This window comes from Mucilaginibacter lacusdianchii (assembly GCF_009770985.1).
Taxonomy (GTDB): Bacteria; Bacteroidota; Bacteroidia; order Sphingobacteriales; family Sphingobacteriaceae; genus Mucilaginibacter; species Mucilaginibacter lacusdianchii.
On sequence record NZ_WSRW01000002.1, the window covers coordinates 249,562 to 265,130 of the forward strand.

The 15,569-nt window shown below is 40.4% G+C and carries 14 protein-coding genes; 1 reads left to right on the forward strand and 13 read right to left on the reverse strand.

Translation table 11 applies throughout. The annotated features are described in order from the left end of the window. Window positions 1-47: 47 nt before the first annotated feature. The 13 genes from GPM24_RS08090 to GPM24_RS08150 all read right to left on the reverse strand — a co-directional run bounded on the left by GPM24_RS08090 (window position 48) and on the right by GPM24_RS08150 (window position 12,818). On the reverse strand, window positions 48-248 hold the full coding sequence (locus GPM24_RS08090; protein WP_158826260.1) for a CcmD family protein: 201 nt from the start codon (window positions 246-248) through the stop codon (window positions 48-50). Further along, a complete protein-coding gene (gene ccsA, locus GPM24_RS08095; RefSeq protein WP_500784475.1) occupies window positions 249-947 on the reverse strand; it encodes a cytochrome c biogenesis protein CcsA in 699 nt (232 codons plus the stop codon). Between the two features lie 110 nt (window positions 948-1,057). Then, the gene (locus GPM24_RS08100) at window positions 1,058-2,245 is read right to left on the reverse strand and encodes a carboxypeptidase-like regulatory domain-containing protein (protein ID WP_158826261.1); all 1,188 of its coding nucleotides are present in this window, start codon (window positions 2,243-2,245) and stop codon (window positions 1,058-1,060) included. Window positions 2,246-2,330: 85 nt separating this feature from the next. Then, window positions 2,331-3,014 (reverse strand): heme exporter protein CcmB, encoded by a 684-nt coding sequence (locus tag GPM24_RS08105; protein WP_158826262.1) that lies wholly within the window; start codon window positions 3,012-3,014, stop codon window positions 2,331-2,333. Between the two features lie 86 nt (window positions 3,015-3,100). Continuing rightward, window positions 3,101-5,038: a response regulator gene (locus tag GPM24_RS08110; RefSeq protein WP_158826263.1), complete on the reverse strand. Its 1,938-nt coding sequence runs from the start codon at window positions 5,036-5,038 to the stop codon at window positions 3,101-3,103. 31 nt (window positions 5,039-5,069) lie between these two features. After that, complete coding sequence (locus tag GPM24_RS08115; protein ID WP_158826264.1) at window positions 5,070-5,657, reverse strand: chemotaxis protein CheB; 588 nt, start codon at window positions 5,655-5,657, stop codon at window positions 5,070-5,072. After that, on the reverse strand, window positions 5,647-6,480 hold the full coding sequence (locus tag GPM24_RS08120; RefSeq protein WP_158826265.1) for a CheR family methyltransferase: 834 nt from the start codon (window positions 6,478-6,480) through the stop codon (window positions 5,647-5,649). Before GPM24_RS08120 ends, GPM24_RS08115 begins: the two co-directional genes overlap by 11 nt. A 4-nt stretch (window positions 6,481-6,484) precedes the next feature. Continuing rightward, on the reverse strand, window positions 6,485-9,949 hold the full coding sequence (locus GPM24_RS08125) for a response regulator (RefSeq protein ID WP_158826266.1): 3,465 nt from the start codon (window positions 9,947-9,949) through the stop codon (window positions 6,485-6,487). Between the two features lie 104 nt (window positions 9,950-10,053). Then, window positions 10,054-10,425 carry a DMT family protein gene (locus GPM24_RS08130; RefSeq protein WP_158826267.1) on the reverse strand — a complete coding sequence of 124 codons (372 nt, stop codon included), beginning with the start codon at window positions 10,423-10,425 and terminating at the stop codon, window positions 10,054-10,056. 6 nt (window positions 10,426-10,431) lie between these two features. Further along, window positions 10,432-10,842, reverse strand: coding sequence for a hypothetical protein (locus tag GPM24_RS08135; RefSeq protein WP_158826268.1), 411 nt, complete (start codon window positions 10,840-10,842; stop codon window positions 10,432-10,434). A gap of 12 nt (window positions 10,843-10,854) precedes the next feature. Then, the gene (gene gldC, locus GPM24_RS08140) at window positions 10,855-11,184 is read right to left on the reverse strand and encodes a gliding motility protein GldC (protein ID WP_158826269.1); all 330 of its coding nucleotides are present in this window, start codon (window positions 11,182-11,184) and stop codon (window positions 10,855-10,857) included. Between the two features lie 17 nt (window positions 11,185-11,201). After that, the gene (locus tag GPM24_RS08145) at window positions 11,202-11,471 is read right to left on the reverse strand and encodes a preprotein translocase subunit SecE (protein ID WP_158826270.1); all 270 of its coding nucleotides are present in this window, start codon (window positions 11,469-11,471) and stop codon (window positions 11,202-11,204) included. Between the two features lie 3 nt (window positions 11,472-11,474). Beyond that, window positions 11,475-12,818: a DEAD/DEAH box helicase gene (locus GPM24_RS08150; protein WP_158826271.1), complete on the reverse strand. Its 1,344-nt coding sequence runs from the start codon at window positions 12,816-12,818 to the stop codon at window positions 11,475-11,477. Window positions 12,819-13,087: 269 nt separating this feature from the next. Here GPM24_RS08150 and GPM24_RS08155 point away from each other — a divergent pair, with 269 nt between their 5' ends. Beyond that, on the forward strand, window positions 13,088-15,466 hold the full coding sequence (locus tag GPM24_RS08155; RefSeq protein ID WP_158826272.1) for an FtsX-like permease family protein: 2,379 nt from the start codon (window positions 13,088-13,090) through the stop codon (window positions 15,464-15,466). Window positions 15,467-15,569: the final 103 nt, after the last annotated feature.

Sequence of the window (15,569 nt, forward strand, 5' to 3'; positions counted from 1 at the left end):
AACAACCCGTTGAACATTAAACTATAACTATTTTTTTTAGAAAACGTTTAGTCTTGTTTTTCCAGCTTTTTCAAGCGCCTGTCCATTGCAAACAAATAAACAGCTAATCCTGCAAAAACAATTGCAACAGTTGCTATGACTACATAAATCTGACCCGAACTGCGCATCTTATCGGCCATTTCAACCGGTTGGGCAAACGCCCCAAGGCCACAAAATAACGTTAGGGCTAATAAACCAAGCTTTTTCATTTAAATACTAGTCAGATTTTTATTTTCAATTAAACGGATTCGATAACGTAAGGTTGCAATCCAGATGGCGATAAATATCCAGCCGATACAGGCGGGATAGAACACCGCACGCATCATATTGTCCATATCGTATTTACCGAAGGCTGGGTTGCCACCGTTGCCGGGATGCAAGGAATCAGTCATGCGTGGTAATATGAACAATAATACCACCATCACCGGAAATGCAAAAATGTTATAGATGGCCGAAATACGTGCTCTTTTTTGTTCTTCATCAATGGAATTGCGTAGTACTAAATAGGCGCAATAAAGCAAAAAGGCAATAGCTGCACTGTTTTGCTTTGGATCATTACTCCAAAACTCGCCCCAGGTAAACCTAGCCCAAAGCATACCACTTAACAATCCCAACACATAAAAAAATACACCTGTATTAACTGATTCTATGGCTACTAAATCGTACTCTTCCTTGCCGGTGCTTAAGTATTTAATACTATAAACTACCGATATCCCAAACACCACAAACATCGCCATCCACATAGGTACATGGAAGTAAACATTACGTATAGTTTCGTGTAAAATGGGCAGAGCAGGTACTGGAATCAAAAAGCCGGCAATGATGGTGTAAATGATGAGCACAACTGCTCCAATTTTCCACCAAGACTGATATATAAACTTCATCATATTTGAACGCGCAAAATTAATACAAATTACGGCATATACTATGCGTACATAGTATTTTACAATTATCTTAACAACCGATGTTTTCTGTTAGGAAAGAAAAGTGCTAAACCTGTTTTCACTTACAATGCCTCTTACTTAACAGCATTAGGATTGTAATCTACCGGCAGTAGTTCGGCAATTTTACTTTTGGACCAAGTTCCTTCAACCAGCGTACTTTCGCCAGATACGATGATACCGTTGTTATCAAACAATGCATATGGTTTATACAAAGTCATTACACTGGTTTCGTAATTGGGCATGTCAATAGGACGATAGATATCTTTGAAATCCATTTCTTCCCGCTTTTTGGTATACATTACATACAGATAGTTAGGGAATGTGATGGCAAACAACCCCGGCCTATCCGTAGGCCTAACCACATCTTGCGCGGTAAACGGCGTCCGTACTAAATCTTCAATGTATTTCGACTGCTTTTCCTTTGATATCCAATAGTTCAATGAATCTCGATTTACGCCATTAAACTTATCCAGCTTTTTTTGGATGACTTCTTCACTGGCACGGTACGGATTAGGCTTTCGCAACAGGCGAATCATAATAAAGCCATCATTATAATAACTCCCATTTAACAATGATCTTAAAAAGTGCATGCTTGAGCCGTAGTATAAATCTTCTCGCTTTTGCTCCCACTTAGCTTTCTGATCGGCAGAACCGGGCAGTTCCTGATACAACACCTTTCCGCTCCATGATATGATGTTATTGATACCATCAGCCTTAAAATCCTTAAGCAGAATTTTCACCTGATAACCCAAAGCGCGGTTTTCTATATTGATGAAATCATAAGATGATGCCTGAATTAGTTTCTTTGATTTACGATAAACGATATTGACATCATGTGGATTAAGTATCTTGCACTTTTTTGCGTTTGCTGAAGTGCCCAAAAAGCTTTCTACAAACAGTTGATAATTGCGTTTCCAGTTAGCGCCATCGGTTATAATAACGTCATGCAATTCCGTAATACGGGGCATCAATTCGGCATTCAGATTAATGAGCTGGCTGCCTACTAATACGGTTTTTGAAAAGTCCTCAAATCCAACCGATGTTATAATCAACTCATATTGGCCGGGTTTAACGCCGCTTAATATAAAAGTTCCATCTTCTTTAGTAGTGGTACCAAATGTAGCATTGCTTAAAAATACGCTGGCCCCGGCCATGGGTGTTTTGGTGTCCATGCGTACCACTTTACCAGTTATAGTACCGCCTTGTGCCCATGCAGCCAACGTAAACAATACGCCCACCAATAACAGAAGCCAAAAACGCATAGCCTTAAATTGATTTTAGAATGAGTTGTGAAATCTACTAATTAAAGTATACAGTATAAATTGGTTGCAATAATTTAATGGTGATCTAATCTCTCCATAAGTATGGAAACAACAGTAGTGCTACAGCTACCACCATAACATTGATAGCGGCCAGTATGCCAAAATTGCCATAGCTTAAACTACGTTCTACACCATCCATAGCACTTTTGCTTACTTTGATAAGTAATAATATAACCGGGATGATAACAGGAAAACTAAGCACAGCCATTAAAGTACCACCATTACCTGCCTTAGCAGCAATAGCCGACACCATGGTAAACGTTGTAGAAAATGTAATACTTCCAACCAGCACAGACAGGAAATAATATAAAGCATCGCCCACCGTATTGTTAAAAAACAATGCATATACCACCAAAGCCAATAAACTTAGCAGTGTCATTAACATTGCGTTGTAAACGGTTTTGGATAAAATAATGGCTTGCGGACTAGCTATAGTATAATAATAGAGCAAACGACTCCTGCTCTCCTGCAAAAAACTTTTAGCTATTGCGTTAACCGATGCAAAAAGAATGATAATCCAAAATAGTACGTTCCATACTACGGGGTATCCATTGCTTTGCGTGAAGCCCGGGGTAAGATTAAAGGAAATGTAGCAAACGAAGACGGTAGAAACGATATATAGCAAAACACCGTTAAATGCATACTTTGAACGCCATTCCAGCAAAATTTCTTTTCGGAGCAAATACCCTGTTTGGCGCAATAATTCCATCGCAGCAAATATAAAAATTATTCGTTTCAGGCAGGTCCGATGTTTACATGCGCCAAAAGTGTTAACATGAAGAAACGGCCACGGCTTTATGCCGGTTGGGTGTTCAACAACCGTTGTATTCTTTCATGCAACTCGTGCGGTTGAAAAGGCTTGGCCAGCACTTCATTCATACCCGCTGTTAAAGCTTGCTGCTGTTCATGATCAAATGTAGCTGCCGAGAGCGAAATGATAGGTATGCTGCGTTTAGGTTCAACAAAGTCGAGCCGTATAGCTTTTGCTGCTTGATAGCCGTTCATTTCGGGCATATGAGTATCCATCAGAATCAAATCATAATTATTGCCCTGCAATTTATCCAGTACCTTCCTACCGTTATCTACAATATCAAACGTAATATTCCAGTCCTTTAGCATCTTGGATAGCATGAACTGGTTAACCAGATTATCTTCTGCCACTAAGATCTTAACGTCTGAGAAGGGTTGCAGCTTTGATGACTTTTTATCAGCATCTTGCGTCTCGGGCTTTGGTGCATCTACAATGTTATACCAATTAGTAAAATTAAATACACTACCGCTGCCCAATTGGCTGTTTACCGTCAGCTCCCCTCCTTTTAATTCTATCAATCTTTTTACAATAGTAAGCCCTAATCCTGTTCCGCCGTATTTACTAGTTGTATCTTCTTCGGCTTGTTCAAACGAATTGAAAATAGTAGCTAAACGGTCAGCCTGAATACCAATGCCGCTGTCAATAACACTAAACTTCAACTTCACATTGTTATTCATTTTTTGTATTACATGCACTTGCAGCTTTACATAACCATGCTCGGTAAACTTAATGGCGTTACTTAGCAAATTCATTAAAATCTGGTTCAGCCTTAGTGAATCAAAAAGCAGATTTTCGGGCACGTCGGGCGCCAAGTCTAATATTAGCTCAATATTCTTTTCGTCGGCTTTGTATTTTAATAAATCATAAACGGCTTGAACCGCTTTATGCATATTATTAGCCGTACGAACAATACTAAACTTCCCAGCTTCTATTTTCGAAATATCGAGTACATCATTAATTACACCCAACAATGATTTGGACGACACTTCCAATAAATCAATTAAATTGGTCTGCTGCGTATCAAGTTCCGTCTTGCGCAGAATATTAGTCAAACCAATAATTCCGTTAATAGGCGTGCGCAGTTCGTGACTCATATTGGCCAAAAAGTTTTCCTTAACCTTTTTACCATATTCGGCGGCCTCTTTTGATTTAATTAATTGCGCTTGAAAACTTTTTTGCGGAGACACGTCGCTGATATTCATAAAAACAACTTTGTTCCGATATGAACAACGGCATTCTACCCAAACCAGGCGCTTATCAAACGTTTCAAATTGGTATTCAGCAACAGCAAAGTTCAGGTTGTTATTGATAATTTCAGATAACTTTTTCCGGAAAGCGGCTTGATCCTTCTCAGTTGCTAAATCAATAATACTTTTCTTGATAACCTCTTGCGGCTGATAACCTAAGATTTTTTCAACAGCAGGATTTATTGTTTGTATGCGAAGCGTTTGCGCATCAATGGTTGCGATGATATCGGCAGAATTTTTTACCATAATGGCGTAATTCTGCAAATCCTCATTTTTTACTTTTATTTCTTTTTGACTACGTGCCAGTTGTATAAATGCATCAACCTTTGCCGAGGTTATGTAAGGATCGAGTGGTTTGTAAAGGTAATCAACAGCACCAGCCCCTAATCCTTTAACAGCGTATTTAGAATCTTTAGAAATGGCCGTTACAAAAATGATAAGGATATCTTTTGTACGAGGGTTGGCTTTCAGCATTTCAACCAGCTCAAAACCGTCAATTTCTGGCATTTGCACATCAATCAGGGCAACACTAATCGGGTTTTCCCAAGCTATGCGCAACGCATCATTTGGAGATGTTGTTGACAGGATATTTATATCATCGCGTTTAAGAAGCGCTTCTAACGCAATAATATTTTCTTCCCTATCATCAACGATGAGAATATTTACAGGATCCATATGTGACGGTTAAAAGTAGTCAAAAAACCTTTCAGCTGCGGAATAATTCGAAAATCTCCTCTGTATGCAGTACATAATCAGCTGCTTTAAGCTGGATAGCCGAGTTAGGCATATCCGGCATTTCGGCATCTCCAGGATGCTGTGCAATGGTTAAAGCACCGCTTTGTTGCAGCCTAAGTAACCCTTCTGCCCCATCCTGGTTAGCACCCGAAAGCAATATCGCCGTACAACGATTGGTAAACACATCCGCTGCACTTTTAAAAGTAACATCTATAGATGGTTTTGAATACCATACCGGCTCAGACACATCCAAGCTAAACTGCTTTTCATCTTCAATTAGTGTATGATAGTTAGCCGGTGCTATATATATAGCGTTTGCTCTGATTTCTTCCTTATCGCTTATTTCGCGGAGGTACATACGACTATTCTCGGCAAATAGTTTTTCAATTTCACTGAAAAAATTCTTTTTCCGGTGAATAATGATGATAACGGTTTTGTTAAAGTCGGTAGAAAAACTTTTTATAGCACGAAACAACAACTTGAACGATCCGGCAGAACCGCCAAGCAACAACACTTCTGATTGTTGCCACCGTTGGATGAGATCTGTGTTAAGCGCCAATTTTTTGATAGATATTTTCTTTCGAATTGATTACTTTAAATCGCTTTCGGAAAGCGTCAGACCGAATTGCTTCTTTACTACCCAGACATAAAAACCCTAACGGGCACAAGCTTTTGTAAAACAAGTCCAGTACCTTTTCCTGTAATTCCGACTCGAAATAAATAAATACATTCCGGCAACTAATCATCTGAAATTCGTTGAACACCCCGTCAGAAATAAGGTTGTGTACCGAAAACAGTGTATTTTGCTTCAACTCGGTATGAATGGTAGCTGCATCATACAACATTGTAAAATGATCGGTTATGGTGCCCGGCAAACCCGAGTACTGATAATTCTCGGCGTACGACTTTATTTTTCGTAAACTGTAAATGCCACGTTTGGCCTCTTTCAGTACTTCGGTGTTGATATCAGTGCCGTATATAAAAGATTTTTTGCGTAAACCAGCCTCTTGTAGAAGGATTGCCATTGAATACACCTCTTCACCTGTTGAACAGCCGGCACTCCATATTTTGATATGCTGAAACGTGGACAAATACGGCAACACTTGTTGATTGATTGCTTTGTAAAAAAGCGGATCGCGAAACATCTCGGTTACATTCACAGTAATTTCTTCCAAAAAGTACTGGAAAAAAGATGGTTCGTTTACCAACATATATTTAAGGTCAAGGTAATTTAGCTTTTTTAGCTGCATTACCCTGGCCAGCCTGCGCTTAAATGATGCTTTAGAATAACCCGCAAAATCAAATCCATGGATTTTTTTTACCAGATTTACCAGTTCATTTAATTCCGTTACTGTTACCCCACCTGTGTCAATTTCGTTCATGCTATCAATTCTCTAACCACAGCTGCATCAGTGCAATTAGGCGGTCCATATCAATTGGTTTAGTTATGTAATCATTGGCGCCCGCGGCCAGACATTTCTCCCTGTCTTCTTTCATGGCCTTAGCTGTTAAGGCAATTACAGGTAACTTAGCCCATTTGTTTTGCTTACGAATTTGCCGCGTGGCTTCATAGCCGTCCATTTTGGGCATCATGATGTCCATCAGCACAATGTCAATGCCTGGCGTATCTTCCAGTTTTTCAAGTGCTTCGTCGCCGTCATTAGCAATCTCAACTTGTAAATCATAGGTTTGCAAAGCACTGCTCAATGCAAATATATTTCGCATATCGTCATCTACAATCAGCACTTTTTTACCCTTCAACATATCTTTTCCTTTGCTTACCGATGGAACAGATTTGGCCGCTGATGATGACGCAGTTTGCGCTGGCGGCATACCACTTATTTTGTGCAAAAACAGGTTTACTTCATCAATCAACCGATCAGCCGATTTGGTTGATTTCATTACCATTGCGTTGGCATACTGCATTAAACGGTTAACCGAGGTTTTATCCAGTTCCATGGCGGTATTAACAATAACCGGCAATTCGGCAAAGCGATCTATAGCTTTTATTTTATCCAGCAAATCCAATCCGGATATATCTGGCAGGTTCAGGTCAAGAATTACACATTGGTAATCATTCTCATGCAGTTTGCGGAACGCTTCATCGCCGGTAAATGCCTGGTCAACGGTGATGCCTTGTTTTTGCATCAAATCTTTGAGCGCTTCACTTTGCGCTTCATGGTCTTCAACCAACAAAATTTGTTTAAACTGCACGCCACTCTGGCTCATCATGTCGTTAAACAATTTGTCCAGCGTTTCGGTGTTAATCGGTTTCTTCATAAAACTGATAGCACCTTCCCTGCGCACTTTGATAGCAGCAGCCTCACCAGCAGACATTAGATGTACCGGAATATGCTGCGTATCGCTCTCCTGTTTCAGCTCTTTCAATATCTGCCAACCATCTTTACCTGGCAGCATAATATCCAATATTACTGCATCAGGTTGCTTTTCTTTAATGATTTCAACCGCATGCGTTCCTTCGTTAACCATCACCGATTGGTAACCATGGTCTCGGGCGTAGTCCTGCAATATATCAGCAAAGTTGTGGTCGTCTTCTACAATCACTACCAACGGTTGCCCCCGGTTAGGTCGGCTTGGTGCCAATTCAGCTGCCGGTTGCAAGAAATTAACCTTAGGAGTAAAGCTTTCCACGGTAGGTAATGCAGGCTCTTCTTCGGCAGATGTTTGAGATGGTTGTTGATTTGCTACAACCGGTATAGTTAAAATAAATTCGCTTCCCGTACCCAACTCGCTTCGCAGCGTAATTTCTCCGCCCAATAAATTAGCCAGTTCACGGCTGATTGATAGGCCTAACCCGGTACCGCCATATTTACGGCTGGTTGAGCCATCGGCCTGCTGGAATGCTTCAAATATTACTTTTTGCTTTTCAGGCGCTATACCAATACCCGAATCTTTTATTGCAAAACTGATTGTGCCAGGTTTAGTACCAGGTTTGGCAGTAATGGAAATTTCGCCGCTCTCAGGTGTAAACTTAAAGGCATTAGATAGCAGGTTTTTAATTACCTGTTCTACACGTACTTTATCGGTATAAACAGTTTCGGCAACCTGACTGACGTTGGTTTTAAAACTGATGTTCTTGTTCCGGGCTACTTCAGTAAACAGCATCTCCATATCCCGAACAATATCGCTTACTTTTATATCGTCGTTTTGGATTTCGAGTTTACCGGATTCAATTTTCGACAAGTCAAGTATGTCGTTAATCAGCGTCAATAAATCGTTACCGGCGTTGAAAATTACGCTGGCATATTTAATCTGATCTTCACTCAGGTTATCGGTTTTATTATCTTTCAGGATACGCGCCAACACCAGAATACTATTCAACGGCGTGCGCAATTCATGGCTCATGTTGGCTAGAAACTCCGATTTATATTTACCAGTAGTTTCCAGCTCGTTTACTTTAACATTAATGGCCGTGCGCGCTTCTTCAATGGCTTGGTTCTTTTCTTCCAGTAAACTGGCTTTTTCCTCCAGCTCGGCATTAATGGTACGCAATTCTTCTTGCTGAACACGAAGCTCTTCTTCAGACGCTTGCAGCATTTCGGTTTTATTGAGCAACTCTTCGTTGGTTACCCGCATTTCTTCCTGCTGTGCTTCCAGTTCTTCGGCTTGTTGTTGAACCTCTTCCAGCAAATCGTGCATAATGGTACGCGCTTGAGCGGTATTTACGGCAATGCCGATATCTTCGGCTGCTGCCAAAATGTATTCCCGGTCGCGTTCCTTTAAATTTGATTGGAAAGCTATTTCCATTACACCCTTCAACTTCTTATCGAAGAAGAACGGAACAATTAATATTTCAGCCAGTTCATGACTTAAAATAGAAGTTTCTAATTGCAGTTTATCGTTTAATTTACCTTTGATAGTTGCTGATTTTTGATCTTGCGCCACCTGGCCTACCCAACCTTCAGATAGTTTAATCTTGTTCTTTAAAGTTCCCAAATCATGGAAGGCATAGTAAGAATAGAGCTCTAGGTTTTGATCGTCTTCATTTAACAGGTAAAGGGTTCCGGTCAATGCATCAGTGTATTGGCAAACCTCCGCCAGTACATTTGCCGAAAGTTCCTTTTCATTTAACTGGCCCTGCATTTTTTCATTCAGGTTGCCTACTCCGGTTAATAACCAGTTTTTATCTTCGTTCTCTGCCAAAACTTTTTCAAGCTCAATATTGGCATCTTTTATTTCGGCTTCAATACGTTTTTGTTGATTGAAGGTTTTTTGAATGTAGATGAACAGAACGATAATAATAATCAGGAAAATTAATGACCCCAATACGATAGTGACTGTGGTAGTGGTGGCCGCATCCTGCGTACGTTTTTTGCCTAACTGAACCGATTTATTTTCAATACTCACAATGCGGCTAATCGTATTCCTGGTTCTGTCCATGATAGCTTTACCGCTGATGATCATATCATGCTGAATCATGTAATCCAAACCTACCTGGGCTCGCTGGTCTATATTACGTTTTAAAATTTCAAGCTGGCTATCGGTAAGTGCCGCTAATTCTGTCACATAATTTTGTTGATCCAGGTCGTTTACGGTTAGATCCTGCAAATGACGAAGCGCTAGATTGATGCGGGGCAATGCGGCTTTATACGGATCCAAAAACTTGTCTTTATTGGTAGCTACATAACCACGCATGCCGGTTTCGGCATCTGTTAGATTTTGCAATATATCCCGAGATGTGCTGATGATTTGCTGGCTATGCTCAACATCTTCCTGATTATTTTGAAGTTGGTTGATGCTACGGTAGGATAAAATGCCAACTACAAATACCAATACAATAGAAATGGCGAATCCTAATAAGACCTGATTACGGAATGATAATCTGAACATTTTTAAAGGGTAGAAATCTAAATTATTTCCATGCCTAACAAGGCATAGCTAGTAACGTATCAAAACTAACAATATCTGCTTAAATAAAAAACGGCAGCCTTAAGCTACCATTTTTTAAATATCACAAATACGGCTAATACAATTAGGCAAAAGCCTAATATATGATTCCATGCAAATTTTTCGGTTTTGAAAAACACGGTTGTAAAAATCATAAAAACAGTTAGCGTAATGGCTTCCTGAATGGTTTTTAACTGTACCAAATTAAACGGACCTCCTTCTGCTTCGTATCCCGACCTATTGGCTGGAACCTGGAAAAGGTATTCAAAAAAAGCCAGTCCCCAGCTAATTAATATTATAGCTATAAGGGGTAAGTTTTTAGACCACGAATAATCTTTAAACTTAAGGTGCCCATACCAGGCAAACGTCATAAACGTGTTGGATATGACCAGAAAAAGGATAGTTTTTAAGCCGCGCATAACGCATTATACGTTTTCGGCAACAATCTGTTTTTTAGGTAACGAAATAATGCTAAGCAACGGACCAATGAACAGCAAATACCACCCCCATTTGAATTTAATGAGACTGGTTAACGTACCTGCCAAGCCCTTGAATGGTATAAAGCTGAATGATGATTTAACCTTCATCACCGCAGCAATGTAAACCAACCCAACCAATGCGAAACCTATCCATGCCGCAATTTTGGCTACCGGATATTGTTTAAGCACAGTACCTGCAATTCCCACAATAGCAACCAACAACACAACCATGCCGTACGGTTTATTCAAATCATACAAATCCCAGGTAATGATACCGAATGGGCGCAGCAGCGGACACCAAGTGGCAGCCATTAATATCACAAAGCCCACAAAACAAACAAAAGCTTTAGGTTGCATAGCTGGATAACTTTAACGGTTAATTTCCATTTTTTCGGCGAAGTGCGCACAGTAATCGCGCAAATCTTCTACGATGTTTGTTTCGCCGGTGGCCCGTAAAAAGCTGTCGCCCATGGTTTGCAAGGTTTCAAAGAAGAACTTCTTCATTTCGTCAACCGGCATATCCTTGGTCCAAAGGTCAATGCGAAGGGTGTTTTTATAATTATGATCCCACAAAGCCAGCATAAAAGATTTTACCGGCAGGGCTTCCTGTGTTTTGGAGTCGGTTGATTCCCAGGTAATGTTTTCTGGAACGTTGTTATCGTCTAAATCAACAATAATTTTTATCTCGGCTCTTTTCATGTATAGGGCTATTTTATTTATTTTACTAAAAGATATATGATGGCTGTCAAAACAATAAAGCTCAACTCAATTGTCCACAGCATTTTAGTTTCGCGAAAGAAATTACGGAATATCAAATCCAAAAACCACACGGAGAAGGCCAGAAACAAAAATATAATGGCAACAGTGCCTGTCCAGTGCACGAGTTCTTTTCCGGTGATGGCTACCGGCTTGTATACCCAGGTTACTATAGCCAGTACTACTAAAAATGCTGTAGCAAAATTTAAAGGCGTTAATCGGAGTTTCATGTATTACTTTTTTCGGAATGATTTACCGCGGGTAGTTTTAGGTTTGCCGTATTTAGCCGCCATCTTCTGGTTACGGCCCTCAGGTTTTTTCCTCTCAACACGCTCCTTTTTATCGTGAAAAGCTCCTTTAAAATCAGGATTTTCACGGCGCTTTTGCATATCAATTTCACGCGCTTGCTCCTGGCGCTCTTCGAAAGGCGTTTGTTCGATAAATACATCGCCCGGCATTTGCTCAACAACGATATTTTGTCGAATGAGTTTCTCAATCTTTTCGATGTAATACTCCTCGGCCGGGTTGCAAAACGTAATAGCTTCTCCTGTATTAAACGCCCGACCAGTACGACCAATGCGATGCACGTAATCTTCAATCACAATGGGCACGTCAAAATTAATCACATGGCTTACGTCACTTACATCTAATCCACGTGCGGCCACATCAGTAGCTACCAATATCTTTACCTCGTCGTTTTTAAAGGCGTTGATAGAATTGATACGAGTGTTTTGCCCTTTATTGGCATGTAGCACTTTTACCTGGCTATCATCAAACTTGCGCACTAAAAACTTGTACACATCTTCGGCAGCGTAGCGGGTTTTACAAAACACAATCAGCTTTTTAATATCTTCTGTAGCGTCCAGCAGGTTTTTAAGCAGATTGATCTTTGTTTTAATATTGGGGACAAAGTACAATTTCTGCGTAACCGTTTGTGCCGGCGTAGCCTGAGGCGTAACCTCAATTACGGTAGGAAATTCCAGGAAATTACCAGATAGCAACTGCACCTTGTCTGACATAGTAGCCGAAAACAAAAGGTTTTGGCGCTTGCGTGGAACTACTTCTAAAATGCGGTTGATCTGCGGCATAAAGCCCATGTCCATCATTTTATCAGCTTCATCTAAAACCAAAATTTGTAACGGCTTTGGATGAATGTGTCCGGCCAGATAAATATCTAAAAAGCGTCCGGGTGTAGCCACAATAATGTCTACCCCTTTTTGTATGGTTTCAATCTGCGTTTTTGGACCTAACCCACCATAAAGCGTAACAACACGCAAATCGGTATAGGTGGCGTAAGCTTTTATGTTCTCTTCAATTTGCAGGGCCAGTTCACGGGTTGGCGCTAATATCAAACAACGCGCATCGTTACCCTGCGCATATTTAAGCTTCATGAGGATGGGCAACACGTAGGCTGCGGTTTTACCCGTACCGGTTTGTGCAATACCCATCACGTCCTGCCCGTTCAGTATCGGCGGAATGGCTTTTTGCTGAATCAGCGTAGGTTCGGTATAACCGGCATCGGTAATGGCATTCAGTATTTGCCGGTTAAACTTAAATTCATCAAATGTTATAGCCATAGGGCGCAAAGATACACTTTAGTTATTTAAGTTATAAAAGACTGTATGATGTGACACTTCATCAACCAACAACTTTCATTAACATCAAGCAGCAATTATATGCATGCCCCGTTTTGAAATATGTTTTTGATGCAATAACGGACAGATGCCTGTATCGTAACCGAACACTTACCAAGTTAATAAAATATCACAAGCACCTATAATACAACATATTACATAACCGGTATTGTTTTCGTCTGCATTAATTAAACCTGATACAACCTTTTGAAATGATTAAAAACTACATTAAAACCGCATGGAGAAACTTACTGCGCAGCAAAGTTTACTCGCTTATTGCTGTTATTGGTTTAGCAATAGGTCTTTCAGTGAGTGTACTGCTTTTTTGGGGTGTTAACGATGAATTAGTTTATGACACGGGCTGGTCTGACAATGAACTTATTTTCAGATTAAATGCTAAAGTTAAAATGGGTGACAACGTTTACGATACCTGGACTAATACGCCCGCCCCCATTGCAGCCAGTGCCCTGAAAGATTTTGCAGGTGTTGAACAGGCCGTTCGTTATCAAAAAAGCCAAATGCTCATTACTGCGGGCGAAGAACATTTAATCGAAAAGGGATTTGCCTATACGGAACCCTCCTTTTTTAACATCTTTCATATCCATTTTTTAAACGGCAACATTAAAACGGCTTTAAAGGATATTAACAATGTTGTGCTTAGCCGTGATGCTGCCGTTAAATATTTTGGTTCTGTAAATAATGCGTCAGGTAAAACCATGTTACTTGGCGAAAAGCAGGAACCGTATACAGTTTCGGCCGTGATTGAAAATATGCCTCAGCATAGTAGCATGCGGCTTGATGTACTTACTTCATTAAATGTTGTGCGCAAAAATTTTGGCGGCAACGGCGACTGGAAAACTATTGATGAAGACTGGGGCAACTTTAGCTTCAACACCTTTTTTAAATTAAGGCCAAGAGTCAATCCAGAAATCCTTGCCAAGCAACTTTCGGCAATTCACATTAAAAATAATAAGTATATCAGAACAGGAGATGTGATTTACCTGCTGCAACCGCTAAATACTTTGCGATTATATAATCCCGACCTCTCGCCCTCCGGCATCAGGTCGGTTAAATTATTTTTTATAATAGGTGTACTTATTATAGGCATCGCTGCCATCAACTATATTAATCTTTCTACCGCACGTGCAACTAAAAGGGCTAAAGAGGTAGGTTTACGCAGGGTGGTTGGTGCCAATCGTAAACAGCTGGTTATGCAGTTTGTAACTGAATTTGTTTTAATTTTCCTTATATCCCTTGCCTTAGCCGCTGCCCTTATGCCAGTACTTACTCCGTTGTATAAAGAGATAAGCGGAAAAACTTATACCATTGATTACTTGCAATGGACAACACTTAAGATAATTGGATGGGTTGGATTTTGCACTATTGTTATGGCCAGCGTTTACCCCGCGTGGGTATTATCTTCTTTTAATCCAACGGCAGTATTAAAATCAAACTTTAACAAAACCGCGCAAGGCGGATGGCTACGCAAATGCTTGGTTGTGGTTCAATTCACCTTTTCTATTATGCTGATTATTTGCACGGTTGTAATCTCTAAACAGCTTCGGTACATTCAAGCCAAAAACTTAGGATATAATCGTCAGAATGTTTTAATGGTAAACATGAACGACAGGATGGGCAAGCAGGTACAAACTGTAATTAATGAATTAAAAAACGATGAAAACATTACAGATGTAACTTTCTCTACAGATAACTTGATGGAAATGGGTAACTCAACTGACAACATTAACTGGCCTGGAAAAACCAACTCGAATGCCCATATCAGCCCGATGGAAATAAGTGCCAACTTTACGTCGCTGATGCAGATGAGGTTTGCAGCGGGCACCGGGTTTACCGGCACACCGGCCGACAGTGCTTATTACCTGGTCAATGAGTCGGCCGCAAGGATGATGAACCTCAAAAACCCTGTAGGTACAAATATAAACTTATGGGGTCGGCCCGGACAGATTAGAGGTGTTCTAAAAGATTTTAATAATGGTTCGTTAAAAACCTCAATTCAGCCCACCATTTTTGGTGCCGCACGTTCAGCTCAGTACGGTGGCATTTTATATATTAAAATAAAGTCTGGCGGTGCAAAAGATGCCGTGACTAAAGCAGAACAAGTTTACCATAGTATTAACCCGGTACGGCCATTTGATTATCAGTTTATGGACGAAAACTTTGAAGCCATGTACAGAAAAGAAACGCAAACGGCAAAACTATTTAAAGCATTTGCTGGGGTTACCATACTTTTAAGCTGCCTGGGTTTATTCGGACTAGCAGTATTTACGGCCGAACGGCGCACAAAAGAGATTGGAATTCGTAAGGTTTTAGGTGCCAGCGTTCAAAATATCTCGGTATTGATATCTAAAGAATTTGCATGGCTGGTTATGATTGCCAATATCATTGCCTGGCCGGTGGCTTGGTATATTACCCACCAATGGATACAGGAGTTTCCTTATCACACAGATATCAGCTGGTGGATATTTTTGATATCGGGAATGCTGTCTTTGCTGCTGGCTGTAATTACGGTAAGCTCGCAGGCCATACGGGCGGCTGTTGTTAGCCCAGTAAAAAGCTTAAAGGTAGAATAAACCCGATTTGATATTACCTTTTGCAAAGGAGCTGCCTAAAAGCAGCTCCTTTTGCTTTTACATATCTTCGCCACTTCCTTACTTATTATTACCTTTACACGCC

Bases quoted from the DNA above. Each gene is read 5' to 3' on its own strand.
- GPM24_RS08100 (WP_158826261.1), bottom strand. From the start codon at position 2,245: ATGCGTTTTTGGCTTCTGTTATTGGTGGGCGTATTGTTTACGTTGGCT.
- GPM24_RS08090 (WP_158826260.1), bottom strand. From the start codon at position 248: ATGAAAAAGCTTGGTTTATTAGCCCTAACGTTATTTTGTGGCCTTGGG.
- GPM24_RS08155 (WP_158826272.1), top strand. From the start codon at position 13,088: ATGATTAAAAACTACATTAAAACCGCATGGAGAAACTTACTGCGCAGC.
- GPM24_RS08145 (WP_158826270.1), bottom strand. From the start codon at position 11,471: ATGAAACTCCGATTAACGCCTTTAAATTTTGCTACAGCATTTTTAGTA.
- GPM24_RS08120 (WP_158826265.1), bottom strand. From the start codon at position 6,480: ATGAACGAAATTGACACAGGTGGGGTAACAGTAACGGAATTAAATGAA.
- GPM24_RS08125 (WP_158826266.1), bottom strand. From the start codon at position 9,949: ATGTTCAGATTATCATTCCGTAATCAGGTCTTATTAGGATTCGCCATT.
- GPM24_RS08105 (WP_158826262.1), bottom strand. From the start codon at position 3,014: ATGGAATTATTGCGCCAAACAGGGTATTTGCTCCGAAAAGAAATTTTG.
- GPM24_RS08130 (WP_158826267.1), bottom strand. From the start codon at position 10,425: ATGCGCGGCTTAAAAACTATCCTTTTTCTGGTCATATCCAACACGTTT.
- GPM24_RS08150 (WP_158826271.1), bottom strand. From the start codon at position 12,818: ATGGCTATAACATTTGATGAATTTAAGTTTAACCGGCAAATACTGAAT.
- GPM24_RS08110 (WP_158826263.1), bottom strand. From the start codon at position 5,038: ATGGATCCTGTAAATATTCTCATCGTTGATGATAGGGAAGAAAATATT.
- gldC (WP_158826269.1), bottom strand. From the start codon at position 11,184: ATGAAAAGAGCCGAGATAAAAATTATTGTTGATTTAGACGATAACAAC.
- GPM24_RS08135 (WP_158826268.1), bottom strand. From the start codon at position 10,842: ATGCAACCTAAAGCTTTTGTTTGTTTTGTGGGCTTTGTGATATTAATG.